The sequence below is a fragment of the Bradyrhizobium sp. 62 genome, from assembly GCF_023073035.1.
Classification (GTDB): Bacteria; Pseudomonadota; Alphaproteobacteria; order Rhizobiales; family Xanthobacteraceae; genus Bradyrhizobium.
In genome coordinates this window covers 204,918-230,515 of sequence record NZ_JADPIT010000023.1, presented here as the reverse complement: position 1 = coordinate 230,515, position 25,598 = coordinate 204,918, and the positions used below count along the sequence as shown (strand labels likewise).

The following is a 25,598-nucleotide window of genomic DNA, read 5'->3' as shown; positions in this document are numbered from 1 at the left end:
CACAACGGCGCTGATGCCGTCATGGAGAGGGAAATGGCCTACACCGCTGATGTCAATCGATGGCGCGGCCCTTCGGACCAACACTACGAGCGCCCCCACATGCTCAACACGCCCTGGCATCCCGGCTGGATCGCCGTGACCATCCTCGGTTTCATCATGTGGTGGCCGATCGGACTTGCCCTTCTCTTTTTCACACTCGGGAGCAGAAGAATGTCGTGCTGGAGCAACCAGGATCGCTGGCAGAACAAGATGGAGCGGATGCAGTACAAGATGGACCGTATGCGCGGCCGCATGGAGCGCCACGGTTTCGGCTTTGGCTTCGGCCCGCCCTCGAGCGGCAACCGCGCCTTTGACGAGTACCGCACCGAGACACTGCAGCGGCTCGAGGAGGAGCAGGTCGAGTTCAAGAACTTCCTCGACCGTCTGCGTCACGCCAAGGACAAGGAAGAGTTCGACCAGTTCATGGCGCAACACAAGACACGCCCGACCCCGCCGCCGACCGACCAGCAGCAAGGTTGATCTCAAGCTTGATCTCGGGACTGACGCCTCTCAAAGCCGTCAGGCGCATGCCCCCAAAGTCCTGATGGCCCCGAGCCGCCCGCCTGCGCAACCCGCAGGCGGGCGGTTTCGTTTTGGGAATGCGCGTCTGAACTGCCGCGAGCGTCCGGATTTGCCTTGGTCTGGAAAAGTCTTGGTCCGGAAGTCTGGTGCAGAGAGAGACTTGGTCAGCGCGCCGTGGCGAGCTGCGCGCGAACCGACTCCAGGAAGTGTTCGTAGGCGTAGTCCACGATCTCGTTGAGTGATCGCGTTCGCGCGAACATCGCCTTGGCCTCGGCGAGAAACTCCTCGCGGGTCGGAATCTTCGGCAAATGCAGATGCGTCAGTGCATCGACGCCTTCGTGCGCGCGACTGAGGATGTCATGCAGCGTCGGCAGCTGCAGCTGGGCCAGATCGGCTCGACGGAGCGCCGACGAGATCGCATGCGCCAGTGTCTGCGCATCGAACCGTCCGGCAAGCTCACGGGCTGCCCGGTTGATGACGCGCGCGCCAAGCGGCTGCTCGTTGCGCAGCACCTGCTCGGGCGGCGACTTCATGTTCCAGACGATGCCGAACCAGGACAGCACCTTCAGGATGTAATAGGTGATGTCGATTTCCCACCAGCGAAAACCTTGCCGCACGCTGCTCTGGTAGGCGTGGTGATTGTTGTGCCAGCCCTCACCGAGGGTGAACAAGGCCAGCAGCCAATTGTTGCGGGAATCATCGCCGGTCACGTACCGCTTGCGTCCATGCACATGGGCGAGGGAGTTGATGCAGAAGGTCGCGTGATAGACCAGCACGGTGCTCCACAGGAAGCCGACGACGAGACCGGACCACCCGCCAACCAGGAAGCAGAGCGCAGCCAGCGTAACGGCCGGCAGCAGTTCCAGGCGATGCAGCCACATCAACTCCGGATAGGCAGCGAAATCGCCGACCTTCACGAGATCGGTGCCATCGTGCTCCCGGTAAAAAATCCAGCCGAGATGGCTATAGAGGAAGCCTCGATGACGCGGTGAATGCACGTCGTCTTCGGTATCGGAATGCAGATGATGATGTCGATGCTTGGCCGCCCACCACAAAACGCTTTTCTGCGCGGTGCTCTGCGCAAGCCAGGCCAGGATGAACTGAAAGACCCGGCCGGTCGCAAAAGCCCGATGGGAGAAATAGCGGTGGTAGCCCGCTCCAATTGCAAACATGCGGACGACATACAGCGAGGCGCAGATCGCGATGGCCTGCCAGGTCACGCCGGTCCAGATGGCTGCAACGCAGCCGAGATGCACCAGCAGGAACGGCAGTGCGGAGGGATACATGATGTCGTCGTGTTGGTCGTCGGCGGAGGCATTGGGCGACATGGATTGGCGTGACCTTGGATGATGGAGATCCGGAGTCGCTTCGGCAGCACTGAGGGCCGCTGTGTACGACAAACCCGGGGGTGGCGGACCGCTGCGGGGCTTCGAACGAGATACTTTGCCTGAACAACCCGGGCCAGCGCGGCAGTACGATCCTGAGACCATAGCTTCGGCCGGGAACTCGACTTCCTCCATATATATGATCCCGGCCGCCTGGCATGCAAGCTCGTAGCCTCACGGGGAGCGTGGCGCGCGCGCTGCCGACGCTCTATATCTGACGGTGAAAAGGAAGCGTCAAAACATCGCAGGCGGCAACGATGATGGAAGCTGCGATCACGCCGAGCGAGGCCCTCTGGCAGAAGATCCGAGACGAGGCGCAGCGCGCAGCGGCAGCCGACCCCATATTCGGCCGGACTCTTGGCGGCCTCATCTTCGCCCATGACGATTTTACCGGCGCATTGTCCGACCTGATCGGACGGCGGCTTGGCGACAGCGCGGCCGAACGCGCGCGCTTCACGACATTTTCCCGCGACGCCTTCAATGGCCAGCCGAATCTGATCGAGGCCGCCGGACGCGACTTGCAGGCCATCGTGCTCCGCGATCCCGCCATCACCGGACTGTTGGCGCCGCTGCTGCATTTCAAGGGCTACGTCGCCTTACAGGCCTGGCGCGTCTCGAACTGGCTCTGGCATCACGACCAGCGAGACGCGGCGCTGCTGTTTCAGAACGAGGCGTCGAACGTCCTGCAGGTCAGCATTCATCCGGCGGCGAGCCTCGGATCGTCGGTGTATCTCGACCACGCCACCGGCATCGTGATCGGTGCCGATGTGGCGATCGGCGACGAGGCCACCATCCTTCAGAACGTCAGCATCGGTCGCGGCACGGAACTGCCGGCGCGCTCGCCTCGCATTGGTCGCGGCGTGTTCATCGGCTCCGGCGCGGCGATTCTCGGCAACGTCAGCATCGGCGGTTTTGCAAAGATCGGCGCCGACACCGTCGTGACGAGCGACGTGCCCCGGGGTTGCACCGCAGTAGGCAATCCGGCGCGGCTGACGAATTGCCCCGAACCGGCCTCGACGGCCTGACTCGCCCTCAAGTCATCAGGCGACGTGCTCCTCGTTCAGGCGGCGCGGCGGTGGCGCTCGCCGCCATGATGCGGCGTGACCGGCTCCGAACTGGTCTGGCCCGGTGCGTCCAGCACCGCGACATGATGCCGGTAGACCATTTCCCAGCCCTTCCATCCCGTGAACAGGAGGATGCCCACCACGATCAACGAGAGCGCCACGCCCCACGGCTTGACCGCAGCCTCCGCGCCTTGCGCGTAGCGGAGGTAGAAATTGATCAGGGCCAGCACGACCGCCGCCAGATTGCCGACCATGTGATACCAGGCATCGTTGAGGCTGCGGATACGGGCGTCGCTGAAGAAGTCGGTGAAGCCGGCCACGGCGGCAACGAGCGCCATGACGATGCCGGCGCCGATCAGCCAGATGGCGGCTCTGGCCCAGAAGCCGTCGCCGGTTCCGATGAAGGCGAGATCGGCGATGGGCGCGCCGACCAGGAAGGCGACGGGGAACGGGATGATCATGGGGTGGAGCGGATGATCGCCGATGGCGGCGGTCGATTTGGGGTTGATGCTCATGGCAAAACCTCGCGAGTAGTGATTTTCTGGACAATTTTTCGGGTGAGGGCTGGTTCCTCCGCCGGATATTGGGCTCCGCTCCTGATGCGCACAGGGAAGCGGAACGCTGGTGTTCCGGGCGCCAGCGCAACGTCCCGTCGAGGACGTGACGCAGAGCCGAGGCCCTGCGCAGGCGTTGCGGCGCGTGGGGGGAACGCGGACCCGCGCGCCGCGCCTCCCATCCCCCTGCGGGACCTCGCTTTCCCGCAGCCAAATTCGCCTGCGGTAACTCAGCATTAACCATCGCCGGGCTCTGGTAATTGCGGACAATCGCGCCCAGAGCCCGAAGTCTGAGCCTTGGGGTCGGGCCCATAGTTTTGACATCTTGGCAGGGAATGCAGGCGGCTGGCTTTGGACGAGCCCTGCACCCCAGAAAGACAAGGCTTTGAGCGGGCTTGCCGGCCGCGCCGGTTCTAGCGCGGCTATTGGGGAACCGGCGGCCATTTGCTGGCCGGGACATTAGGTCGGGACATCAGGTAACGATCGCCTTGAGAGGATACTGCTTATGAATCCGGCCGACGTGGCTCAGTCAGCCCTTCCGGTTGCCGCTTCCGCGGACGTGTCGCTGATCGCGCTGTTCTGGCAGGCTCACTGGATCGTGAAAGCCGTGATGCTGGGGCTTCTCGCCTGCTCGGTCTGGGTCTGGGCGATCGCCATCGACAAGATCTTCCTGTTTGCCCGCACCCGCCGCTCGATGGACCGTTTCGAACAGGCCTTCTGGTCCGGCGAGTCGATCGAGGACCTCTATCGCACGCTCTCGGCCAAGCCGACGCATTCCATGGCGGCCTGCTTCGTCGCGGCGATGCGCGAGTGGAAGCGTTCGTTCGAGAGCCAGGCCCGCTCGGTCGCAGGCCTTCAGATGCGCATCGACAAGGTCATGAATGTGTCGATCGCCCGCGAGGTCGAGCGGCTGGAACGCCGGCTGCTGGTGCTCGCCACCGTCGGCTCCGCAGGCCCGTTCGTCGGCCTGTTCGGCACCGTCTGGGGCATCATGTCGAGCTTCCAGTCGATCGCGGCGTCTAAAAATACCTCTCTGGCGGTGGTGGCCCCCGGCATCGCCGAGGCGCTGTTTGCGACCGCCGTCGGCCTTATCGCCGCCATTCCTGCCACTATTTTCTACAATAAGTTCACCTCCGAGGTGAACCGGCAGGCCCAGCGGCTCGAAGGCTTCGCCGATGAATTTTCAGCCATCCTGTCGCGCCAGATCGACGAGCGGGGCTGACAGACGGCATGTATAGTGTGAAGGGCAATTTGGGCACCAGACCATGGGCATGAACGTTGCGAGTTCGTCCGGAGGCGGTGGGCGCCGTGGCCGGCGCAAGCCGGTCGTGGCCGAAATCAACGTCACGCCGATGGTGGACGTGATGCTGGTGCTGCTCATCATCTTCATGGTGTCGGCGCCGATGCTGACGGTTGGCGTGCCCCTCGACCTGCCGCAGACCCAGGCCAAGAGCCTCGAGAACAACGACCAGAAGCCGATCCAGATGTCGGTCGACATCAAGGGCAAGGTGTTCATCAACGACGCCGAGATCGCGATCAACGAACTGATCCCGAAGCTGAAGGCGATCACGGACGCGCGCGGCGGGCTCGAGGAACGCATCTATCTGCGTGCCGACAAGAAGGCGGATTACGGGACGGTGGCCAAGGTGATGGGCCAGTTGTCCGGCGCAGGCTTCAAGAAGCTGGCGCTCGTCACGGAAGCGGATCAGGGGTAGACCGTGAAGGTGAAGGTCGACAAGACACTCGTTGCGTCGATTGCCCTCCACGTCCTCGTGCTGGGATGGGGGCTCGTCACCTTCAGCAGCAGGGCTTTTGTGCCTGCCGAAGAGTCGCTGCCGATCGACATCATCTCCACCGACCAGCTCGCGCAGATGATGTCGGGGCAGAAGACCGGCGACAAGAAAGAGCCGAAGCCGAAGGTCGAGAAGATTGCGGAAGCCAAGCCCGAGGAAGACGCCGTCGGCAAGGTCACCGAGAAGAAAGAGCTGATCAAGACCAACTCGACGCCCGAACCGCCGCCAAAACCCGTCGAGAAGCCGGTCGAGAAGAAGCCCGAGCCGCCCAAGCCCGTGGCTGAGGCGAAGCCGAAGGAAGAGCCGAAGCCACAGGAAAAGAAGCCTGATCCGGCCAAGGAAGATCCGATCGCCGAACTGCAGAAAAAGCTGGACACCAAGAAGCCGCCGCCCAAGCCGCCCGAGCAAAAGGTCGCGGCGGTGCAGCCGCCGCAGCAGCCGAAGCCCAAGGAGCGCAGCTTCGATCCCGCGCAGATCCAGCGTGATCTCGACAAGCGCGCCGCGACCCGGCACGAACTCGCCGGCTCGACACTGAATGCGTCGGCCTCGCTGGGATCGACGAGCGGAACGGCCGCCAACAACATTGCGACCTGGCGGGGGGCCTTCCAGGGGGCGGTGAAGCGCTGCTTCACGCCGACCTATAACGGGCAGGATGCAGATCAATACGAAGCCGACATCGACATCCCCATGAAGATCGACGGATCGCTCGCGTCCGAGCCGGTCGTAGTCGCGGTGAGGGGACCGTCGCGGTCGATCGCACAGGCGGTGGCGGAGAGTGCCAGACGCGCCATCGTGCAGTGTCAGGTCTATTCGTTCATGCCGAAGCAGCAATACGAGAGCTGGAAGCTCATTCCGATGACTTTCGGCCTGAAAGACATGTTGTGACATCCGAACAAAAGAATTTTGCGATGAATGACGTTCGATCGATGAACCGCCGCCGCTTCATGACCCTGACCGGATCGACGCTCGCGATGCTGGGAGGCGGGCAGGCCTTCGCCCAGCAGCCGCAGCAGGGACGCCTTCGCATCGATCCCACCGAGTTTCGGCCGATCCCGATTGCGATCACCAATTTCGTGCCGGGCTCGCCCGCCGACGGCGACGTCGGCAACGGCGTCACCCAGGTCATCACCAACAATCTGAAGCGCTCGGGCCTGTTCGCGCCAGTCGACCAGGCCGCCTTCATCGAGCGCATCAGCAACATCGACGTCGCGCCGCAATTCGAGAACTGGAAAACCCTAAACGCGCAGGCCCTCGTCACCGGCCGCATGACGCGGCAGCCGGACGGACGCCTCAAGGCCGAATTCCGCTTATGGGACGTGGTCACCGGCCAGCAGCTCGCCGGCCAGCAATATTTCACCTCGCCGGAATATTGGCGCCGCATCGCCCACATCATCTCCGACCAGATCTATGAGAAGCTGACCGGCGAGAAGGGCTATTTCGACAGCCGCGTGGTGTTCGTCGACGAGACCGGGCCGAAGGAGCGCCGCGTCAAGCGCCTCGCGATGATGGACCAGGACGGCGCCAATGTGCGCTATCTGACCCGCGGCTCCGACCTCGTGCTGACCCCGCGCTTCTCGCCGAACTCGCAAGAGATCACCTACATGGAGTTTGGTCAGGGCGATCCGAAGGTCTACCTGTTCAACATCGAGACCGGCCAGCGCGAGATCGTCGGCAACTTCCCGGGCATGACCTTTGCGCCGAGGTTCTCGCCGGACGGCCAGCGCGTCATTATGAGCCTGCAGCAGGGCGGCAATTCCAACCTGTTCGTGATGGATCTGCGCTCGCGCTCGACCACGCGCCTCACCGACACGCCCGCGATCGACACCTCACCTTCCTACTCTCCGGACGGCACCCGCATCTGCTTCGAGTCCGATCGCGGCGGCAGATCGCAGATCTATGTCATGGCCGCGGGCGGCGGAGCGGCGCAGCGCATCTCCTTCTCCAAGGACGACAACAACGCCACCTATTCGACCCCGGTGTGGTCGCCGCGCGGCGATTACATCGCCTTCACCAGGCAAGGTGGCGGACAGTTCTCGATCGGCGTCATGAAGCCGGATGGCTCCGGCGAGCGGCTTCTCACCTCCGGCTACCACAACGAAGGTCCGACCTTCTCGCCGAACGGTCGCGTGCTGATGTTCTTCCGCGATCCCGGCGGCAGCGGCGGGCCGTCGCTGTTCTCCGTCGACATCTCGGGCCGCAACGAGCTGAAGGTGCCGACGCCGGGCTTCGCTTCCGACCCGGCATGGTCGCCGCTATTGTCCTCGACGTCGGGCTAGCCGCCGCCCGCGGCGCGCGATGATTTGACCGCGCGCCTTTTCCGAAAACTTTGCCAGATGTTTCCCCGCGATAATTGTTCTTTAAGGTTGCACTCGGCAAACTTTTCCCATCGGTTTGTTTCTATTGATGTATTTCGACTATTGGTCACTCAAAACAACTCGACTTTAACGATGTTCCCTCAGAAAGACTTCATACCGGATCGGTAAAACTGCGCTCCAGACAGGACGCGCGTAAACACCAGATGCAGTTTGCAAGTCAGAGCGGAGAGCCGGAACAGCGGCCGCCGAAAACTTCGGCGGCGCAAATCGATTCGCTGTTCGAAGCGCCTGGCCCGTTGCTGGCCGGACTCATTTTCGTGTCGATTGGTGCGGCCCTGACCGCGCTGAGGACGGGCGAGCCGCTGATCTGGGCGTGCGTCGCACTTCTGATCCTGGCCGGGTCCGCGCGGGCGATCGACCTGCGCCTCTATCAGGCACGTCAGGCGGTCATGACCGTCGAGGCGGCCGCACGCTGGCAGAAGCGCTATCAGATCGGGGCAAAGATCCAGGCGGCTGCGATCGGCATCTGGTGCGCCACCGCCCTGTTGGCCACGGACGACGCCGTGGCTCACATGATAGCCTTGTCGGTCACCACCGGAATCGCGGCGGGCGGCGCGGGCAGGGCATATGGCCGGCCTGCGATCTTCCACCTCCAGGCCGTGCTGATTTTCGGCCCGGCCGTGCTTGCCTTGGCGCTGCGTGGAACGCCCTACTACATCGCGATGGCGCTGGTCAGCGGCGCGTTCCTGATGGCGATCATGCAGCTTTCGGTGAATCTGCACCGAATCTTCATGGGAGCGGTCGTGGCACGGGAACGTGAAGCCGCGCTCGCCGGCCAGTTCGATACGGCTCTGAACAACATGCCGCACGGCCTGTGCATGTTCCGCGTCGACGGACAGCTGGCGGTCATGAACCACCGCTTCGGCGCAATGATGAACCTGCCGGAAGGTCTGGCGCAGCGCGGCATCAACGCGCGTGACATCGTCGCGGCGTGCGTCAGCGCCGGATCCATCTCGGCTGGCAGCGGCGAGCGGATCGTCGCGGACATCGAGAGTTCGCAAGCCAAGGAGATCATCACCGCCGATCCCGACACGCAGCGAAACCGGTCGTTGTCCTGGACCGTCCAGCCGATGGCTGACGGCGGCGCGGTGGTGCTGCTCGAGGACATTACCGACCGTCGCAGCGCCGAGGCCAAGATTACGCATCTGGCGCGCTACGACGACCTCACCGCGCTCCCCAACCGCGTTCATTTCCGCGATGAGATCGAAAGGCTGCTGGCGATCTCGCACGACGCCGAGCGCCTGTCCGCGCTGCTGTTCGTCGATCTCGACCAGTTCAAGCAGGTCAACGACACGCTCGGCCATCCCTGCGGCGACCAGCTGCTGTGCGCGGTCGCCAACCGTCTGCGCGAGATGTTGCGCCCCGAGGATTTCGTCGCCCGCTTCGGCGGTGACGAATTCGTCGTATTCCAGGAGAACATCTCCTCGCCCGAGGACGCCGCCGCGCTGGCGCGCCGGATCGTCGAACGGCTGAGCGAGCGCTACCGCATCGACAATCATCTGGTCGAGATCGGGGCCAGCGTCGGCATCGCGTTGACCTCTCCGGAGGGCGTCAGCGCGGACACGCTGCTCAAGAACGCCGACATGGCGCTGTACCGGGCCAAGGCCGACGGCCGCGGCACCTTCTGCTTCTTCCGCGACGAGATGGCGGCGACCGTGGAGGCGCGCCGCATCCTCGAGCTCGACCTGCGCAAGGCGCTCGCCAACGAGGAATTCGAGCTGTTCTACCAGCCGCTGGTGAATTTGAAGTCCGGCAAGATCACGACATGCGAGGCGCTGCTGCGCTGGAATCATCCGGTGCGCGGCACGGTCTCGCCGGTGGACATCATTCCGGTCGCCGAGGACATGGGGCTGATCGTCGATCTCGGCCGCTGGATCCTGCGCCGCGCCTGCATGGAATGCATGAAATGGCCGGAGGGCGTCAACGTCGCCGTCAACTTCTCGCCGCAGCAATTCCACCAGCGCGACGTCTTGAGCGAAATCCGCTACGCGCTCGAGGTTTCGGGGCTCCCGGCGCATCGGCTGGAGATCGAGATCACCGAATCCTCGCTGTTGCGCAACACCCAGCTGACGCACGACATCCTGTCGCAATTGCATGCGATCGGCGTGCGCATTTCGCTGGATGATTTCGGCACCGGCTATTCGAGCCTCAGCTACCTGCACAATTTCCCGATGCAGAAGGTGAAGATCGACCGCTCCTTCCTCGAAGGCATCGACGCCGACCGGCCGCTGACGCTGCTGCGCGGCGTGGCGCGGCTGTCGGCCGATCTCGGCATGGCCGTCGTGGTCGAGGGCATCGAGACCAATGATCAGCTCGAGCTGATCAGCGCCGACGGCACCGTAACCGAAGGGCAGGGCTATCTGTTCAGCCGGCCGGTGCCGGCAGTCCGGATTCGCCAATTGCTCAATGCCTCGCATGGCCGTCGCGGGGCTGAGGACCAGATCGTCATGGTGTCCTCGCGATCGATCGCCTGATCTTTCTCTGCCTCACTCCTCAACGTATTTAGCTCTCGTTCGTCCGTGTTTTTGCGGGCTGCAAAGGTTAACCCTAACGTTTCTAAGCCTTTGCAATTCCGTTAATGAACCATTAATCTCCCCACACTCGCAGAAGTTGCTTTGGAGTGTAGGGGTACTGGATGACGTCTGGAGCTGAACCGCAAACGGTGCTCCTTCCGCGGGGAGCCGCTCTGTTTGACCGCATCGATTACCGCCTGATCGAAACTCCTGAGGACCGAGACAACCTCTATCTGATGCGGTACCGGGCCTATCTGCACGCCGGACTAATCGAGCCATCGGAGTCGCGGCGCGTGACTGATCGCTTCGACGATGCGCCCAACACCTGGAATTTCGGCGTCTATGTCGATGGAGAGCTCTGCAGCTCCGTTCGCATTCACGTCCTGACGTCTGACTGGCGAATGTCCTACACGACCGAAGTGTTTGGCGACGTCTTGCATCCCCGCCTCGACCGCGGCGAAGTTCTCATCGATCCATGCCGGTTTGTTGCCGATCCCGAAAAGCACCAGCGTTTTCCGGAGCTGCCCTATCTGACGGTGCGGCTGGCTTTTGTGGCTTGCGATCATTTCAACGCCGACACCGGGCTGGCCATGATCCGGACCGATCATCAGGCGTTTTATCGTCGCGTCTTCCTGCACGAGACCATTTCGCCGGAGCCCCGCGGGTTTCCGGGCTGGCCCACCAAGAAGGCCGTGCTGATGGCGTCCGATTTCCGGAACCTGCGGGAAAAGGTTCTGACTCGCTTTCCGATCATGCGCTCCAGCGCTTTTGAGCGGCGCATGTTGTTTCAACGCAGCAGCCCGCGCCAGGCGGCCCCGCGGCCGGTGTCGCTGGCCACGCAGCGGACCCCGGACGTAGCCGCCTCGGCAACGGGTTCTGCCCGCTAGGCCCCAAGGTCAGGCCCCAGCGTCTCCACGCGCCGAGCCTAAAATTCCAGCAAGGGCCGCGGTTTTTGCCGGTCGGCGCGGCTTGCCTTCACCATCGCGCCACATTTACAACCCATTAACCATGACGGTTGCTTTTCGCTGGTTGGGGGCATTTGACCGGCTGTGGCAAGGTTCCATCAAGGTTGACGGAACGTTCGCTTAACCAACCCCCTGTAGACCGGACAGCAGTGGACGAAACGTGAGCGTGGAGGCTCCGGAATGAAACATCCTATGCGCATCCTCCAGGGATTGAAGCTGGCCGCGGTGCTTGCCGTCGCGTTGTCGATGGGTGCCTGCGCCAACAAGAATGCTGCCGCGGATGCGATGGCCAACGCGGCGACGCCGGGCAGTCAGCAAGACTTCGTCGTCAATGTCGGCGACCGCGTGTTCTTCGAAAGCGACCAGACCGATCTGACCCCGCAGGCGATCGTGACCCTGGAGAAGCAGGCGCAGTGGCTCCAGAGCTATCCGCGCTACAGCTTCACCGTCGAAGGTCATGCCGACGAACGCGGCACCCGCGAATACAACATCGCGCTCGGCGCCCGCCGCGCCCAGTCGGTGCGTTCGTTCCTCGCCTCGCGCGGCATCGATCCGAACCGCATGCGCACGATCTCGTACGGCAAGGAGCGGCCGGTCGCCGTTTGCAACGACATCTCCTGCTGGTCGCAGAACCGCCGCGCCGTCACCGTGCTGAACGCGAGCTCCTGACCATTGGTCAGGCGCCGTTCATCTTCACAAACCGATTATGCCGGCGCCCTCTCGGGCGCCGGTTTCGTTTCAGCGATCTGTGACGGAAACCCCTTTGTTTCAGTCACAGTTTTGGCGTACTCCGCTTCAATGTGTGGCGCGTCGAATGTTCGGTCGCAGGCCATTTCGCTTCCGTCGTCAGGGCAAGATGTCATCCAGATTTAAGGTCTTCACCGGCACCGTGGCGATCGCCGCGCTGCTCTCTTTGTGCTCGCCCGCCCTCGCACAGTCGGACGATGCAGATCCCGAGATGCGGATCGAGCGGCTGGAGAACCAGTTGCGCCAGCTCACCGGCCAGAACGAAGAGCTGCAATATCGCAACCGCCAGCTCGAAGAGCGGCTGCGAGCGCTTGAGGGCGGCGCGCAAGGCGCGCCCGGCCAGACGCCGGTCCAGCCCAACGTCGCGGCCATGCCGCCCGCGCAAGCCGCCCCGGCCTATCGCCAGCCGCCGCACCAGCAAGCGGTCCAGCCGAATTACGAGCAGCCGCAAATCGCCTCTCCGGCGCCGATCGTTCAGGAGCAGCCTGCGCCCGGCGCGCCGGGCACGCGCCGCCGCGGCGATGCCTTCGACCCGAACCAGAGCCCGAATGCGCCGGGTGCGCCGCGCGCGCTCGGCGGCGGGCAGCAACCGATGCCTGCAGGTGCCTCGAGCGGCGCGCCCGGTGGCCGTGGCGCCGGCGAACCGCTTGATCTCGCCAACAGCGGCCCCCGCTATCCGCAAGCGGCCGCGCCTCAGGCTGCGCAGCCCGGCTATCCGCCGGCCCCATCCGGCTCTCCCGCGCCGGCAGGCGCCCCGGCGCTGACGACGCTGCCGCCCTCGGCCACGCCACGCGACGAATTCGACCTCGGCATCGGATACATGCAGCGCAAGGACTATGCGCTGGCCGAGCAGACCATGAAGAACTTCTCGCAGAAATATCCGAGCGACCCGCTGCTCGGCGACGCGCAATACTGGCTCGGCGAGAGCTATTTCCAGCGCCAGCAATATCGCGACTCCGCGGAAGCCTTCCTCGCCGTCACCACCAAATACGACAAATCCGCCAAGGCGCCGGATGCCCTGCTGCGGCTCGGCCAATCGCTGGCGGCGCTGAAGGAAAAGGAGGCCGCGTGCGCCGCCTTCGGCGAAGTCGGCCGCAAATATCCGCGCGCTTCCGCCGGCGTCAAAGCCGCGGTCGACCGCGAGCAGAAGCGGGTGAAGTGCTGAGGCGCAGCGATTGATCCTGACAAGATTGATGGCGCTGCGCTAAACAGTCGGTCCATCCGCGGACGATTGCAGCGTCATGCCAGAGGACAATTCACCGATCTCGGCGCGTGAGGCCAAGCGCCTCTTCGCAGGCCTGAAAGGCGCGCAGGGACTGCTGCTCGCGGTCTCCGGCGGGCCCGACTCGGTGGCGCTGATGTGGCTTGCGGCGCGCTGGCATCGCAGCCTGGCGTGCGGCCCGCGTCTCACCGTCGTCACGATCGACCACGGCTTGCGGCCGGAGGCGGCGCGCGAGGCGCGCGAGGTCAAGCGTCTGGCGACCGGGCTTGGCTTGCCGCACCGGACCCTGCGCTGGCGCGGCGCCAAGCCGAAAACGGGACTGCCGGCCGCCGCGCGCGAGGCACGCTACCGCCTGCTCGTGCAGGCCGCACGCAAGGCTGGTGCGAGCCACGTGCTGACCGCCCACACCCGCGACGACCAGGCCGAGACCCTGTTGATGCGTCTTGTCCGCGGCAGCGGATTGGCCGGGCTGTCGGCGATGTCCCGTCTCACCGAGCGCGACGGCGTCGTTCTTGCGCGTCCACTGCTCGATGTTCCGAAATCGCAGCTGATCGCGACCTTGAAGCGGGCGAAGATCGGCTTTGCCGACGATCCCACCAACCACGACGCTGCCTTTACCCGGCCGCGGCTGCGTGCGCTGCTGCCGCAGCTCGCGGCGGAGGGCGGTGATGCCCGCAGCCTGGCTCGGCTCGCGGCAAGGTTGGCGCGCGCCAATGTGGCCGTCGAGGTGCTGACCAATGGAGCCGAGCGCTTCCTCCGTTTGCGTGATCGCGGCGATGCGCCGCAGGCCGGCGTTCGAAGCTTCGAGGCCCCCGTGTTTGCCGCCCTGCCGGAGGAGGTCCGGCTGCGGATCCTGCTGCGGGCCATCAACGCGTTCGGGCATGAGGGGCCGGCGGAACTCGGCAAGGTCGAATCCCTTCTGGCCGTGCTCGATCAGGCCATTGCCGCAAGTCCCCGCGGACCCGGAAATGGCCGGCCGGCCCTGAAGCAGACGCTTGCGGGAGCCTTGATCAGCCTTGTCGGGGGACGTATCCGCATCGGGCCGGCGCCGGCCCGGCGCAAGGGTGGATCAAGGGTGGATAGGGGCGGATCATGGCACCGGCCGTTTCGAGACCGCGCCGTGAGGACACCTTAACCAGGCAGGAAAAAGCGGGATCTGGGTGCCATTATTTCAGCGGGAATCGGACTAAGATGGGCTAAATAGTCCCATCTCGTTCCCTTGGCAGCGACCGGAGCGACACCTAGATTGTATCCGTCTAACCGAGAGGATTCCTTGGGGATTTCCTCGCGCTGCCCAAATAACTGCCCAAGGCTCAGGCCGCGATCCGCGCGACCACGAAGGAAGATCGATGAACGCCAATCTGCGCAATTTCGCCCTCTGGGTCATCATTGTCCTGCTGCTGTTGGCGTTGTTCACGCTCTTCCAGAATCCGGGTCAGCGCGCCTCCTCGCAGGACATCGCCTTCTCCCAGCTCCTGAGCGAGGTTGACCGCGGCAATGTGCGCGACGTCGTGATCCAGGGGCCGGACATCCACGGCACCTTCACCAACGGCTCGAGCTTCCAGACCTATGCGCCGAGCGATCCGACGCTCGTGAAGCGCCTCTATGACAGCAAGGTGCAGATCACCGCGAAGCCGCCCGGCGACAACGTGCCGTGGTTCGTCTCGCTGCTGGTCTCCTGGCTGCCCTTCATTGCGCTGATCGGCGTGTGGATCTTCCTGTCGCGGCAGATGCAGGGCGGCGCCGGCAAGGCGATGGGCTTCGGCAAGTCGCGCGCAAAAATGCTGACTGAAGCGCATGGCCGCGTTACCTTCGAGGACGTCGCGGGCGTCGACGAGGCCAAGCAGGACCTGCAGGAGATCGTCGAATTCCTGCGCGACCCCGGCAAATTCCAGCGCCTCGGTGGCCGCATTCCGCGCGGCGTGCTGCTGGTCGGCCCTCCCGGCACCGGCAAGACCCTGATCGCGCGTGCGGTCGCGGGCGAAGCCAACGTGCCGTTCTTCACCATTTCGGGTTCTGACTTCGTCGAGATGTTCGTCGGCGTCGGCGCCAGCCGCGTCCGCGACATGTTCGAGCAGGCCAAGAAGAACGCGCCCTGCATCATCTTCATCGACGAAATCGACGCCGTCGGTCGGCACCGTGGCGCTGGCCTCGGCGGCGGCAATGACGAGCGCGAGCAGACGCTGAACCAGTTGCTGGTCGAGATGGACGGCTTCGAGGCCAATGAGGGCGTGATCCTGATCGCCGCGACCAACCGTCCCGACGTGCTCGATCCCGCGCTGCTGCGTCCCGGCCGCTTCGACCGTCAGGTCGTGGTGCCGAACCCCGACGTCGTCGGCCGCGAGCAGATCCTCAAGGTCCACGTCCGCAAGGTGCCGCTGGCGCCGGACATCAACCTCAAGACCATCGCGCGCGGGACCCCGGGCTTCTCCGGCGCCGACCTGATGAACCTCGTCAACGAAGCCGCGCTCACCGCCGCCCGTCGCAACAAGCGGATGGTGACCCAGGCCGAGTTCGAGGAAGCCAAGGACAAGGTGATGATGGGCGCCGAGCGCAAGTCGCTCGTCATGACCGAGGAAGAGAAGCTGCTGACGGCCTATCACGAGGGCGGCCACGCCATCGTCGGCCTCAATGTCGTCGCGACCGACCCGATCCACAAGGCGACCATCATTCCGCGCGGTCGTGCGCTGGGTATGGTCATGCAGCTGCCCGAGCGTGACAAGCTGTCGATGTCGCTGGAGCAGATGACCTCGCGCCTTGCGATCATGATGGGTGGCCGCGTCGCCGAAGAGCTGATCTTCGGCCGCGAGAAGGTGACTTCGGGTGCGTCGTCGGACATCGAGCAGGCGACGCGTCTGGCACGCATGATGGTGACGCGCTGGGGCCTGTCCGAGGCGCTCGGCACGGTGTCCTATGGCGAGAACCAGGACGAGGTTTTCCTGGGCATGTCGGTGTCGCGCACCCAGAACGCATCGGAAGCGACGGTTCAGAAGATCGATACCGAGATCCGGCGTTTCGTCGAAGAAGGCTACAACGAAGCGACGCGTATTCTCACCGAGAAGCGCGCCGATCTCGAAGCTCTCGCCAAGGGCCTGCTCGAGTTCGAGACGCTCTCCGGCGACGAGATCATCGACCTGCTCAAGGGCAAGAAGCCGAACCGCGAGTCCGTGCTCGAGCCGACCACGCCGCGCGCCTCGGCGGTGCCTCCGGCCGGCAAGTCGCGCCCGCGGCCCGATCCGGATCCCGGCCTGGAGCCGCAGCCGCAGGCGTAATCGCGAACGGCAGATCGAATTGAAAAACGCGGCGGAAACGCCGCGTTTTTTGTTGGGTGGTGGTGCGTCGGCGAACGACTCGTCGTTGCGAGGATCTCTTGCGACGAAGCTTTGCTACGCTCGCAGTGACGACGTTGACGCAGGGCAGGGTTGCCTCGCAATCACCTAGGCGCTAGGGCTTCGCGTTCGTCGCCGACCCACCTACCGTGTTGTCCCGCACGTGGATCACTGCGATGTCGTCCGTATAGATCCGCTTCCAGCCCTTCAACATGTCCAGGATCTGCGGTCCGGGCGCGTCGGCGGCCAATAGCGTTGCGTCGATCTTGTGCTCGTCGAGCAGCCGCGGAAGCAGCTCGGGCATCTTGCCCTCGGTCGCCTTGAAGAAGTCCATGACGAATTTCTCGCCATAGAGCTCGGCGCGACCGTCGATGTAAACAGGGATGTCGCGCGAGATCAGATAGCCGCCGAACTGATAGGCGTTGAAGACGCGCTGGACCTTGCGTTGTTCGAGCAAGTCGACTGCCGCGACCGGCGTCTGCGTCATGGTGAAGCTGAAGCTGTGGTGGCCCATATAGAGCGAGGTCGAGGCCCAGCTTGCGGCGACGATCATGAGTGCGCCAAGCGCGGTGACATAGCGGGCCGGCCAGCGGTCGGCACCGGGTGCGTCCGGCTGCGAGCGCGAGGCCAGCTGGCCGAGCGGCTTCGCCAGCACCAGCGGCACCAGGAACGCGAACGCCTCGATGCTCCTGACGTGGGTCAGCGCGCTCCAGGTCAGGAACAGGATCAGGAAGATCCTGGGCGCGGAGAGCACGAGGCCGCGATAATAGCCGAACGCGATCAGGCCGAGCAGGGCGCCTTCGAACGAGGAGAAGGTGGCAAAGTTCGCCGGCATCCATTCGAAGATCAGCGAGAGCAACTCGCCCAGGCTCAAGATGTTGGTGGCGCCCAGCAGCGTTCCCCAGCCGTACGGCGTACAGCAGCTCGCGACCAGTGCACCGACGCCGAACAGCACCCAGCGCAGGAACAGCTGAAGCCGCCGCCCCTTCTCGGCGTGCTCGACGGCCTCGAGCGCGATCGGACCGATCAGCGCCAGACCGAGCACGAAGCCGCCATGCAAGTTCGCCCACAGCGCCATCAGCGGCAGCCAGTACCAGGACGGCGCGCTCCTGCGGTCGGCGGTCGCCATCAATAGACCGACCCATGCCACCATGACAGGCAGCGCCAAGACGTGCGGACGCGCCAGGACGTGATGCAGCGACAGCAGCAGGGCCAGCATCGCAAGCAGCACTGCGCGCGGTGCCTCGATCTGCACGTCGAGCAGATAGACGAAGATCGCGGCCGTGAGCGCGACTCCCATCGCGGTGAGGATGACGGGACCTGCCCAGCCCAATTGCGCATAGGAGAGAGCGAACAGCACCTGCGACAGCCACGACGTTGAAATCCACGGCGCGCCCGTCCGCGTGAAGGAATAGATGTCCGTGTACGGCATAGCGCCGTGATCGATGATCCATTGTCCGATCTTGATCTGCCAAAACGAGTCGGAGTCCTGAAGCAGCGTATCGCCGACATACATGAAGAAGAGATAGGCGCCCGCACCGACGCACAGCGGCACCAGGGCTCGCGCACGACCCTGCACCGTGATGCTGTTGGCAAAGGAAAGGGACATGCCGCGTCGTCGTCCTGTTGTTTTGTCGGGGTGCCGAGCGATCGACATTGGACCACGGCGGTCATAATTCCGGGTAAACCGGTGATACCGGGCCGGCTTGATGTCTCGACAATTTAACGGATCGTTTTAGATTTCGGTTTACCATCGGCGAATACACGCAAACCGCTCTGTATTTCCGCAGTCGAATTAACTGCGGCGCAATTCTTTGCCACTACGTTCGCATCCATGGTCGAGCGGCGCTGGGAAGCCAAAAAGACCAGATCAGTTGTAGCCTCGTGTACTCATTTGGAGCTCTTTATGAAGAACCTCGTTGCGAATTTCGCGAAAGATGAATCCGGCGCCACCGCCATTGAATACGGTCTGATCGCCGCCGGCATCGCGCTGGCGATCATCACTGTCGTCAATAACCTGGGCACCACGTTGAACGCCAAGTTCACCTCGATCTCGTCCAGCCTCAAGTAAGACTGAACGGACCAAGAGTAGAAAGAGCCTTGTCCCGGACAAGGCTCTTTTCTTTTGTGCCAAGCCTTTCGTGCCAAGTTTTGTTCTAGCGAGGTCTCGTTATAGCGAAGTCTTTTCTTCCGAAGCCGTCGCGTCCATGCGAGTCCGCGACGGTTAAACGCCTGATCCGTGGCTCACGGTGCTGAGGGTAGCTTCGCCGGTGCGTCATCGCGGACGTGGATGACGGCAAGGTCATCCGAGTAGAGCCGCTTCCAGCCCGGCACGTGGTCCATGATCCTTGCGGCGGGAGTCGATCCGTTCAGCAGTGTGGCGTCGATCTGGTAGGTATCAAGCAGACGCAGCAGAGTCTCAGCGTTCTTGCCTTCGATGGCGTCGAAATAGTCAAGCACGAACTGCTCTCCATACAGCTCGGCGCGGCCATCGATGAAGGTCTTGAGGTTGCGGAAGATCAGATAGCTCCCGATCGGCGCGGTGCTGAAGATGCGCTGCGCGTGCCGCTGCTCGAGCAGATCGACTGCGGCCCGAGGGGTCGGATTGCGGATAAAGGCATACCGCGTCGGCGTGGCATAGGACCGCGTGATACTCCAGCTGGTCGCAACGATCGCGAGCGCGGCGATTGCGGTCACTGCAAAGGAGGTCCGTGCTTCAGCCCGTGCGAGCGCGACCGCTCTGGCCGCGCCCAATTGTTCGGCGAACGGTTTCGCCAGCACGAGCGGTGTCAACAATGCAAAGGCTTCGATGTTTCTGACGTGGTTGAGTGCCGCCCAGACCAGGCCGAGCAGCAGAAGAATGCGGGTCCACGGCAGCACCAATCCCTTGTAGTAGCCGAGGGCGATCAATCCGAGCAGGCTGGCACCGAAGAAGTCGAACGAGCTGAAATCGGCGGGCATCCACTCCGAGATTTGCGAGAGCACCTTGCCGAGGCTGAGAATTTTCGCCGATGCGAGCGGCGTATTCCAGCCATAGGGCGTGCAGCAGCTTGCGGCAAGCGCAGCAAGTCCGAACAAGGCCCAGCGCGACGCCAGTGCAAAGCGGTCCTTGCGATTGGTGGACGCGATCGCATCGAGGCCGATGGGCCCAATCAGCGCCAGCCCCATGACGAAGCCGCCGTGAAGATTGGCCCATAGCGCCATCAAGGGAAGCAATAGCCACGACGGCGCGGTGCGCCGATCGGCGGCCGCCAGCAGCTCGCCGACAAAGGCCAGCATGACAGGGAGTGCCAGCATGTGCGGGCGGGCGAGAAAGTGGCCCATCGACATGAAGAGGAGCGGGGTGACGAGCAGAAAGGCGCGCGCAGGCTCCAGATAGGGCTCAAGCAGGTAGACGAAAATCGCTGCGGTCGCTCCGATCGCGAGCGACGTCAGGATAACTGCCCCCGACCAGTTCGACGGCTCGTAAGCCAGCGCGAACAGGACTTGCGATAGCCAGGAGCTCGAGATCCAGGGCTCGCCGGCTCGCGTGAAGGAATAGATGTCGGTATAGGGCAGGGCGCGGTGTTCGATAATCCACTGCCCGATCTTGATCTGCCACAGCGTATCGGTATCCCGCAGCATGATGTCGCCGATGCCCAGGAAGAACAGGTAGACGCCGGCGGCGATGCAGAACGGCAGTAGCCAGCGCGCAACACCGCGGACGGGCACGCTGCTTGTCATGGAAATCGACATCGGACTCTCGGGGCTGAAACGACAGCACGCAGCAGCGCGCAAGCATCGGCAACCTGAGCATGATCGCTTTTAAGTTGAGGTAAACCGGATCGTCATACCGCGGCCGCGCCGAGCAAGAATGCGTTTACCTGCTCTTGTCGCGCCGAAGTTTGTCTCGCGCGCATATGCTCATTTGTGTCTTGTCATCCGCCCTGAATAGTTGTTCAGTTCTTGAGGGCGATTTGGGCGAAGATTAGCGAATAAGCAGGCGGTCGGGCTTTGCGCCGGACCGGATGCTGGGGACAGGAAGCGCGCCATGGTTTATCGGCGGACGCATCAAGTGGTGAAGCGCCTTGCGGCCCGGCGCAGTGCGATACTGGCGGCGGCGCGGGAGGCGGCGGCGGAAGGTGGGATGGCGGCGGTGCAGATTGCGCCGGTCGCGCTTCGCGCCAGCGTCGCTGCGGGTACGGTCTACCGCTACTTCCCATCCAAGGCCGATTTGATCTCCGAATTGATCGCCGAAGTTTCCCGCGACGAGCTCACGGCGATCCGGCGAGCCGCCGATGCCGCGCCGGGGCCGTCTTCGGCGCTGGCGGCGGCGGTGACCACCGTGGCGGTGCATACCCTGTCACAGCGCAGGCTCGCCTGGGGCATCCTGGCCGAGCCGGTCGATGTCGATGTCAGCGCTTCACGTCTCGCCAGCCGGCGCGAGATCGCGGGCGAAATGGCCTCGCGGATCGACGCCGCCGTGCGCGCCGGCCACCTGCCGGCGCAGGACACCGCACTCGCCGCCACCGCGCTGCTCGGCGCCCTGCACGAGGCCCTGGTCGGACCGCTCGCGCCGGACAATCTCGACGATCCCGCCAGGATGCGCGATGCCGTGCAGACCGTGACTCTGCTGGCGCTCCGCGCGGTCGGCGTCATGGACGCCCGCGCCAGGGGTCTGGTCGTGCAGCAGACGCTGCTGCCGGCGGCGAAAGCGCTGGTTGGGGCCTAAAACGTCAGCCTGATCGACCGGCGGACCTGATCGCGCCCAGGCCATTGCCAGAGCTCGCCTTTTCGAAAAACCTCAGCACATGCGCCGGACCCGCCGGCTACTGTGCATGGGGTTGTTTTCGACATTTTTGTTTGCCGCGTGCCTGCGGACCTAAATATTCGCTTCGCCCTCGGGGCCGACCGAGGCGATGCGCACCATGTTGGTGGTGCCGGGGATGCCGAGCGGCACGCCGGCGACGATGATCACGCGCTGGCCGGCCCGGACGAAGCCGTCGCGGAACGCGATCTGGCCGGCGCGGCTCACCATGTCGTCCTGGTCGCGCGCATCTTCCGCCACCACGCAATGTATGCCCCAGACGACCGACAGCCGGCGTCCCGCCGCGACGTTTGGCGTGATCGCCACGATCGGCGGCTTCGGCCGCTCGCGCGCCACGCGCACGGCGGTCGATCCCGAGCTGGTCCAGCAGATCAGGGCCGGCAGGTCGAGCGTCTCGGCGATCTGCCGCGCGGCGTCCGCGATGGCATCGCCGGCGGTGGCTTCCGGGGCGGGGCGCTGTGCGGTGATGACGGAGCGATAGATCGGGTCGCGCTCCACCTCCTCGCCGATGCGATTCATGGTCGAGACAGCCTCGACCGGGAATTTGCCGGCCGCCGATTCCGCCGACAGCATGATGGCGTCGGCACCTTCATAGACGGCTGTGGCGACGTCGGAGACTTCGGCGCGGGTCGGCACCGGCGACTGGATCATCGATTCCAGCATCTGCGTCGCGATCACCACCGGCTTGCCGGCGCGCCGCGCCATGCGCGTCATCTGCTTCTGCAGGCTCGGCACGCGTTCCAGCGGCAGCTCGACGCCGAGGTCGCCGCGCGCCACCATCAGGGCGTCGGAGGCGTCGATGATGTCGGCGAGGCGATCGATCGCCTGCGGCTTCTCGATCTTGGCCATCACCGCCGCACGGCCGCGGATCATCTTCTTGGCCTCGAGCACGTCGTCGGCGCGCTGCACGAAGGACAGCGCGATCCAGTCGACGCCGGTGACCAGCGCCGCCTCGAGGTCGGCGCGGTCCTTCGGCGTCATCGCCGAGACCGGCAAGTCGGTGTCGGGCAGGCTGACACCCTTGCGGTCGGACATCCGGCCGCCGACCACGACGCGCGTCACCGCGTGCTCCTTCGACGTCTCCTCGGCGATCAGCCTCACCTTGCCGTCGTCGAGCAGCAGCGAATGGCCCGGCCGCAGCGCGGCCAGGATCTCCGGATGCGGAAGCTGGACGCGGGTGGTGTCGCCCGGCGCTTTGTCGGAATCCAGCGTGAAGGTCTGGCCATTCTGGAGCTGGACCGCGCCTTCGGCGAAGGCACCGAGCCGGAGTTTTGGGCCCTGGAGGTCGACCAGAATGCCGATCGGCCTGCCATAGCTGCTCTCGACGTTGCGGATCGTCGCCACCAGCTCGCGCATCTTGTCATGCGGGGTGTGGCTCATGTTGATGCGGAACAGGTCGGCGCCGGCCTCGAACAGGCGGCGGATCATCGCGAGGTCCGAAGAGGCGGGTCCCAGGGTCGCGAGAATCTTGATACGGCGAAGACGCCTCATGGCTTATTTCCAGACGGGGGCGAGGGGGCTGGCGGGAGGCCAGGCGCGGCGGGGGGCGTACCACCGGGCGGGCCATTGGGCAAACCCGGAACCCCCGGACCAACCGGGCCGGGGAGACCAGGCACGCGCTGCTGTTTTGACGGCTGCTCGTTGGCATCGGTGAGCTGCACGGTCCAGGCCCGCTGCTCGCCGGTATCGACCTCGAAATAGCCGGTCCGGTCATAGCCACGTGCGAGGCAATCCTCGGTGCCGCGGATGGTGAACTCCTTGTCGCGCGAGCACATGAAGGCCTGGCCCGACCATTCGCCGCCGCGGTCATAGTCGATGGCGTAGATGTAATAGAAGCGGGCCACCAACGTTCCCCGCAGCAGGGTCTCGCAGGAGCGGGACGAGATGTTCCACCAGCCCTCGGTGGTCCAGCCCTCGGCATCCTTGTAGCCGAGCGCGATGCCGACCCGGCTCGATGTATTGTTGCAAAGCCGGAAATCGGCGGAGGCCGGGCTGGCCCAAAAGCATAGCAAGCCAACCACCAGCACCGGGACCAACCGGGCGAGCAGGCGAAGGGGGGAGCGGGGAGATTCGGCGATCATTGTCGCGGAAGCTATATCAGATCATTGACGATTTGGCGTAGGGCCCGGGAACTGCCCGAAGCCGGCTTTGCGCCCGTTTGCGCCGCGATATGGCAAAATCTGTGACAGGCCCCACCTGATCTCGTAAGGGTGCCCCATCCAGGTCACTGCCAATTTCGCAAAGCCGAGGGATCCAGCCATGGCAATCGACGACAAAACCAGAACGGAACTCGAGGCTGCCGCTTTCCGGCGCCTGGTCGATCATTTGAAGACGCGGACAGACGTCCAGAACATCGACCTGATGAATCTCGCAGGCTTCTGCCGCAACTGCCTGTCCAACTGGCTCAAGGACGCCGCCGACGCCCAAGGCGTCGCCTTAAGCAAGGACGAGAGCCGGGAAGCCGTCTATGGCATGCCTTACGAGGCCTGGAAATCGAAATACCAGGGCGCGGCCACGCCTGAGCAGCTCGACGCCATGAAGAAGGTTCATCCCGGGCGCTGAACGGCCGCGCCGGCAGCCTGATGTGCGGTGCCCTTGGGTCGCATCACACAACAGCTTTCTTCGACGTGCCGTAGGAAGGTGTGGGCGCGCTGTGGACGAGCGCGATGCTGCCTTGAACCCGAGAGGTCCGAACCCTAAGGGTCTAACCAGCACGCGCGGTGAGGATGCCGGCGTCACCTCGTTTTTGCCAGTTCCATTGGGAGTACCAAGATGGCCACCTCCGCCGCCGTCCGCGACGACGAGCCCGCGACGAAATTTGCCAAGGACCAGCTCAAGTCCATCATCGAGCGCATCGAGCGGCTGGAGGAAGAGAAGAAGGCGATCTCCGACGACATCCGCGACGTCTTCGCCGAGGCCAAGGGCAACGGCTACGACGTCAAGGCGCTGCGCACCATCGTGCGCATGCGCAAGCAGGACCCGAACGAGCGCGCCGAGGCCGAGACGATCCTCGAGACCTACATGCAGGCACTGGGAATGATCTGAGCTATCGGTGTCGTCCTGGCTTTTGCCAGGGCGACACCATGTCGATCGAAGGAGACCGCGGTGACTGCGCCGCCGCTGCCGCGCGAGGTAAGCCGTGCCTACGACGCTTTTCCGGCGTCGATCGGCAAGCGGCTGCTTTGGGTACGCGAGCTGATCTTCGCGACCGCCGCGGCGAATGAAGGCATCGGCCGTCTCACCGAAACGTTGAAATGGGGCGAGCCTGCTTATCTGACCGAAGAGACCGGCAGTGGCAGCACGATCCGGCTCGGCCGCCTGAAGGACTCCGCGCACGCCGCGATTCTGTTCAACTGCAAGACGACGCTGGTCGATACCTTTCGCGAACGCTTTCCCGATCGGTTCGAATATCGGCAGACCAGGGCGCTGCTGTTGCCGGTGTCGGGCAAGCTGCCGAAGCAGGACCTATCGGTCTGCCTGTCGCTGGCGTTGACGTATCATCTGGATCGACGAAGGAAGAAGCGTTAGCGGCGCGCGAAGACCTCAGCGCAACGCGGCGGTCCGCATGACGAAGGACGTCGTCTCGAGCTTGGCGGTGGCGGTGCCCGAGAAACTGTCGCAGGACAGGCCCTGCATCGGATCGTCGGCAAAACCCATGGCGATCACGGACTGCGGCTTGACGAAGTAGGCGCGCATCGCGGCCGTGTCGAGCTCGCCCATCAGCGTGACCGACATCGCGCGGCTGGCGCTCGGCGACAGCATCACGATCTTGAGCCAGATACTTTCACCCTTGGCTGCGGAGAGCCGGGTCGCGGTTGCGACCATGCCGTCGACACGCTTGCCGACCACCGTGTTGATCTCGGTCGCGGGCGCAAGGTTGCGCGACGCGGCGGTGGGACGGGCGGAGCGCGGGATCGGCGCGGAGGCGGCGACGACATTGGCGCGGTCGACCGGGGAGGCGGACGCCGGCGCGTAGGCCAGCGCCTGATAGGCGGCGCTGGACACGCTCGCGGTCGGCTGCGGATCGGTGGCGGCGGCAAGCGCCTGGCGGGCCTTCAGCGCAGCCACTTGGGCCGGCGTCGCCTGCTGCGGCGTAGCCGGGGCGTCCCAGAAGCCGCGGGCATTGATGATGTCGGCGGGCGTCTCGGGCTTGGCGTCAGCAGATTTGCCGGCGGCCGGCTTGTCAGCCACGGGCGCCGGCTTCGACTTGGGCAGCGCGACGAGCTGTGCATCGGCCGAGGCGAGCTGAATCGTCGCCGCGATTGACGGCTTGGCGCGCGGCG

General features: G+C 64.4%; 23 protein-coding genes and 1 pseudogene. 17 read left to right on the top strand and 7 right to left on the bottom strand.

The features are described from left to right. Positions 1-33 precede the first annotated feature (33 nt). Positions 34-519: a DUF2852 domain-containing protein gene (locus IVB47_RS24675; RefSeq protein ID WP_027570335.1), complete on the top strand. Its 486-nt coding sequence runs from the start codon at positions 34-36 to the stop codon at positions 517-519. Between the two features lie 206 nt (positions 520-725). On the opposite strand, the gene IVB47_RS24670 is transcribed toward IVB47_RS24675, so the two are convergent. Continuing rightward, a complete protein-coding gene (locus IVB47_RS24670; protein WP_027570336.1) occupies positions 726-1,889 on the bottom strand; it encodes an acyl-CoA desaturase in 1,164 nt (387 codons plus the stop codon). A gap of 314 nt (positions 1,890-2,203) precedes the next feature. On the opposite strand from IVB47_RS24670, the gene IVB47_RS24665 reads away from it, so the two are divergent. Next, on the top strand, positions 2,204-2,971 hold the full coding sequence (locus tag IVB47_RS24665) for a serine acetyltransferase (RefSeq protein ID WP_027570337.1): 768 nt from the start codon (positions 2,204-2,206) through the stop codon (positions 2,969-2,971). A gap of 35 nt (positions 2,972-3,006) precedes the next feature. Here IVB47_RS24665 and IVB47_RS24660 read toward each other — a convergent pair whose 3' ends face one another. Continuing rightward, positions 3,007-3,525, bottom strand: a complete 519-nt coding sequence (locus IVB47_RS24660) for a DUF2231 domain-containing protein (protein WP_027570338.1) — start codon at positions 3,523-3,525, stop codon at positions 3,007-3,009. A gap of 544 nt (positions 3,526-4,069) precedes the next feature. Here IVB47_RS24660 and tolQ point away from each other — a divergent pair. The 10 genes from tolQ (at position 4,070) to ftsH (ending at position 16,451) form a co-directional block, all read left to right on the top strand. Beyond that, positions 4,070-4,786, top strand: a complete 717-nt coding sequence (tolQ, locus tag IVB47_RS24655) for a protein TolQ (RefSeq protein ID WP_007596319.1) — start codon at positions 4,070-4,072, stop codon at positions 4,784-4,786. Between the two features lie 43 nt (positions 4,787-4,829). Next, a complete protein-coding gene (gene tolR / locus IVB47_RS24650) occupies positions 4,830-5,279 on the top strand; it encodes a protein TolR (protein ID WP_018453789.1) in 450 nt (149 codons plus the stop codon). Between the two features lie 3 nt (positions 5,280-5,282). After that, a complete protein-coding gene (locus IVB47_RS24645; protein WP_247431728.1) occupies positions 5,283-6,242 on the top strand; it encodes a protein TolA in 960 nt (319 codons plus the stop codon). Between the two features lie 41 nt (positions 6,243-6,283). Continuing rightward, positions 6,284-7,633 carry a Tol-Pal system beta propeller repeat protein TolB gene (gene tolB, locus IVB47_RS24640; protein WP_247432852.1) on the top strand — a complete coding sequence of 450 codons (1,350 nt, stop codon included), beginning with the start codon at positions 6,284-6,286 and terminating at the stop codon, positions 7,631-7,633. A 242-nt stretch (positions 7,634-7,875) separates the two neighbouring features. Further along, the gene (locus tag IVB47_RS24635) at positions 7,876-10,206 is read left to right on the top strand and encodes an EAL domain-containing protein (RefSeq protein ID WP_247358260.1); all 2,331 of its coding nucleotides are present in this window, start codon (positions 7,876-7,878) and stop codon (positions 10,204-10,206) included. Positions 10,207-10,367: 161 nt separating this feature from the next. Beyond that, positions 10,368-11,132, top strand: coding sequence for a hypothetical protein (locus IVB47_RS24630; RefSeq protein WP_247465093.1), 765 nt, complete (start codon positions 10,368-10,370; stop codon positions 11,130-11,132). Positions 11,133-11,390: 258 nt separating this feature from the next. Next, positions 11,391-11,879 (top strand): peptidoglycan-associated lipoprotein Pal, encoded by a 489-nt coding sequence (pal, locus tag IVB47_RS24625; protein WP_247465091.1) that lies wholly within the window; start codon positions 11,391-11,393, stop codon positions 11,877-11,879. 187 nt (positions 11,880-12,066) lie between these two features. Next, positions 12,067-13,122, top strand: a complete 1,056-nt coding sequence (gene ybgF, locus IVB47_RS24620) for a tol-pal system protein YbgF (protein WP_247465089.1) — start codon at positions 12,067-12,069, stop codon at positions 13,120-13,122. 76 nt (positions 13,123-13,198) lie between these two features. Continuing rightward, on the top strand, positions 13,199-14,314 hold the full coding sequence (gene tilS / locus IVB47_RS24615; protein ID WP_247465086.1) for a tRNA lysidine(34) synthetase TilS: 1,116 nt from the start codon (positions 13,199-13,201) through the stop codon (positions 14,312-14,314). 214 nt (positions 14,315-14,528) lie between these two features. Next, entirely contained in the window at positions 14,529-16,451 is a 1,923-nt protein-coding gene (ftsH, locus tag IVB47_RS24610) for an ATP-dependent zinc metalloprotease FtsH (RefSeq protein ID WP_007596301.1), read from the top strand. Between the two features lie 172 nt (positions 16,452-16,623). Here ftsH and IVB47_RS24605 read toward each other — a convergent pair whose 3' ends face one another. Next, a complete protein-coding gene (locus IVB47_RS24605; RefSeq protein ID WP_247465083.1) occupies positions 16,624-18,117 on the bottom strand; it encodes a hypothetical protein in 1,494 nt (497 codons plus the stop codon). Positions 18,118-18,414: 297 nt separating this feature from the next. Here IVB47_RS24605 and IVB47_RS24600 point away from each other — a divergent pair, with 297 nt between their 5' ends. Continuing rightward, positions 18,415-18,579: a Flp family type IVb pilin gene (locus tag IVB47_RS24600; protein WP_027570346.1), complete on the top strand. Its 165-nt coding sequence runs from the start codon at positions 18,415-18,417 to the stop codon at positions 18,577-18,579. A 173-nt stretch (positions 18,580-18,752) separates the two neighbouring features. On the opposite strand, the gene IVB47_RS24595 is transcribed toward IVB47_RS24600, so the two are convergent. Beyond that, the gene (locus IVB47_RS24595) at positions 18,753-20,243 is read right to left on the bottom strand and encodes a hypothetical protein (RefSeq protein WP_247465080.1); all 1,491 of its coding nucleotides are present in this window, start codon (positions 20,241-20,243) and stop codon (positions 18,753-18,755) included. Between the two features lie 295 nt (positions 20,244-20,538). Here IVB47_RS24595 and IVB47_RS24590 point away from each other — a divergent pair, with 295 nt between their 5' ends. Further along, positions 20,539-21,219, top strand: a complete 681-nt coding sequence (locus IVB47_RS24590; RefSeq protein ID WP_027520003.1) for a TetR/AcrR family transcriptional regulator — start codon at positions 20,539-20,541, stop codon at positions 21,217-21,219. Between the two features lie 150 nt (positions 21,220-21,369). Here IVB47_RS24590 and pyk read toward each other — a convergent pair whose 3' ends face one another. Next, complete coding sequence (gene pyk / locus IVB47_RS24585) at positions 21,370-22,806, bottom strand: pyruvate kinase (RefSeq protein WP_027570348.1); 1,437 nt, start codon at positions 22,804-22,806, stop codon at positions 21,370-21,372. Continuing rightward, positions 22,803-23,396 carry a DUF1036 domain-containing protein gene (locus IVB47_RS24580; RefSeq protein WP_027570349.1) on the bottom strand — a complete coding sequence of 198 codons (594 nt, stop codon included), beginning with the start codon at positions 23,394-23,396 and terminating at the stop codon, positions 22,803-22,805. The genes pyk and IVB47_RS24580 overlap by 4 nt, the downstream gene beginning before the upstream one ends. A 178-nt stretch (positions 23,397-23,574) precedes the next feature. Here IVB47_RS24580 and IVB47_RS24575 point away from each other — a divergent pair, with 178 nt between their 5' ends. The 3 genes from IVB47_RS24575 to IVB47_RS24565 all read left to right on the top strand — a co-directional run bounded on the left by IVB47_RS24575 (position 23,575) and on the right by IVB47_RS24565 (position 24,843). Then, a complete protein-coding gene (locus tag IVB47_RS24575; protein WP_247465078.1) occupies positions 23,575-23,877 on the top strand; it encodes a DUF1244 domain-containing protein in 303 nt (100 codons plus the stop codon). Positions 23,878-24,087: 210 nt separating this feature from the next. Then, on the top strand, positions 24,088-24,360 hold the full coding sequence (locus IVB47_RS24570) for a DUF2312 domain-containing protein (RefSeq protein WP_007596286.1): 273 nt from the start codon (positions 24,088-24,090) through the stop codon (positions 24,358-24,360). Between the two features lie 60 nt (positions 24,361-24,420). Continuing rightward, entirely contained in the window at positions 24,421-24,843 is a 423-nt protein-coding gene (locus IVB47_RS24565) for a hypothetical protein (RefSeq protein WP_027570350.1), read from the top strand. A gap of 15 nt (positions 24,844-24,858) precedes the next feature. Here the strand turns inward: IVB47_RS24565 and IVB47_RS24560 are convergent. Continuing rightward, positions 24,859-25,598, bottom strand: a pseudogene (locus tag IVB47_RS24560) (ATP-binding protein); the annotation flags it as partial.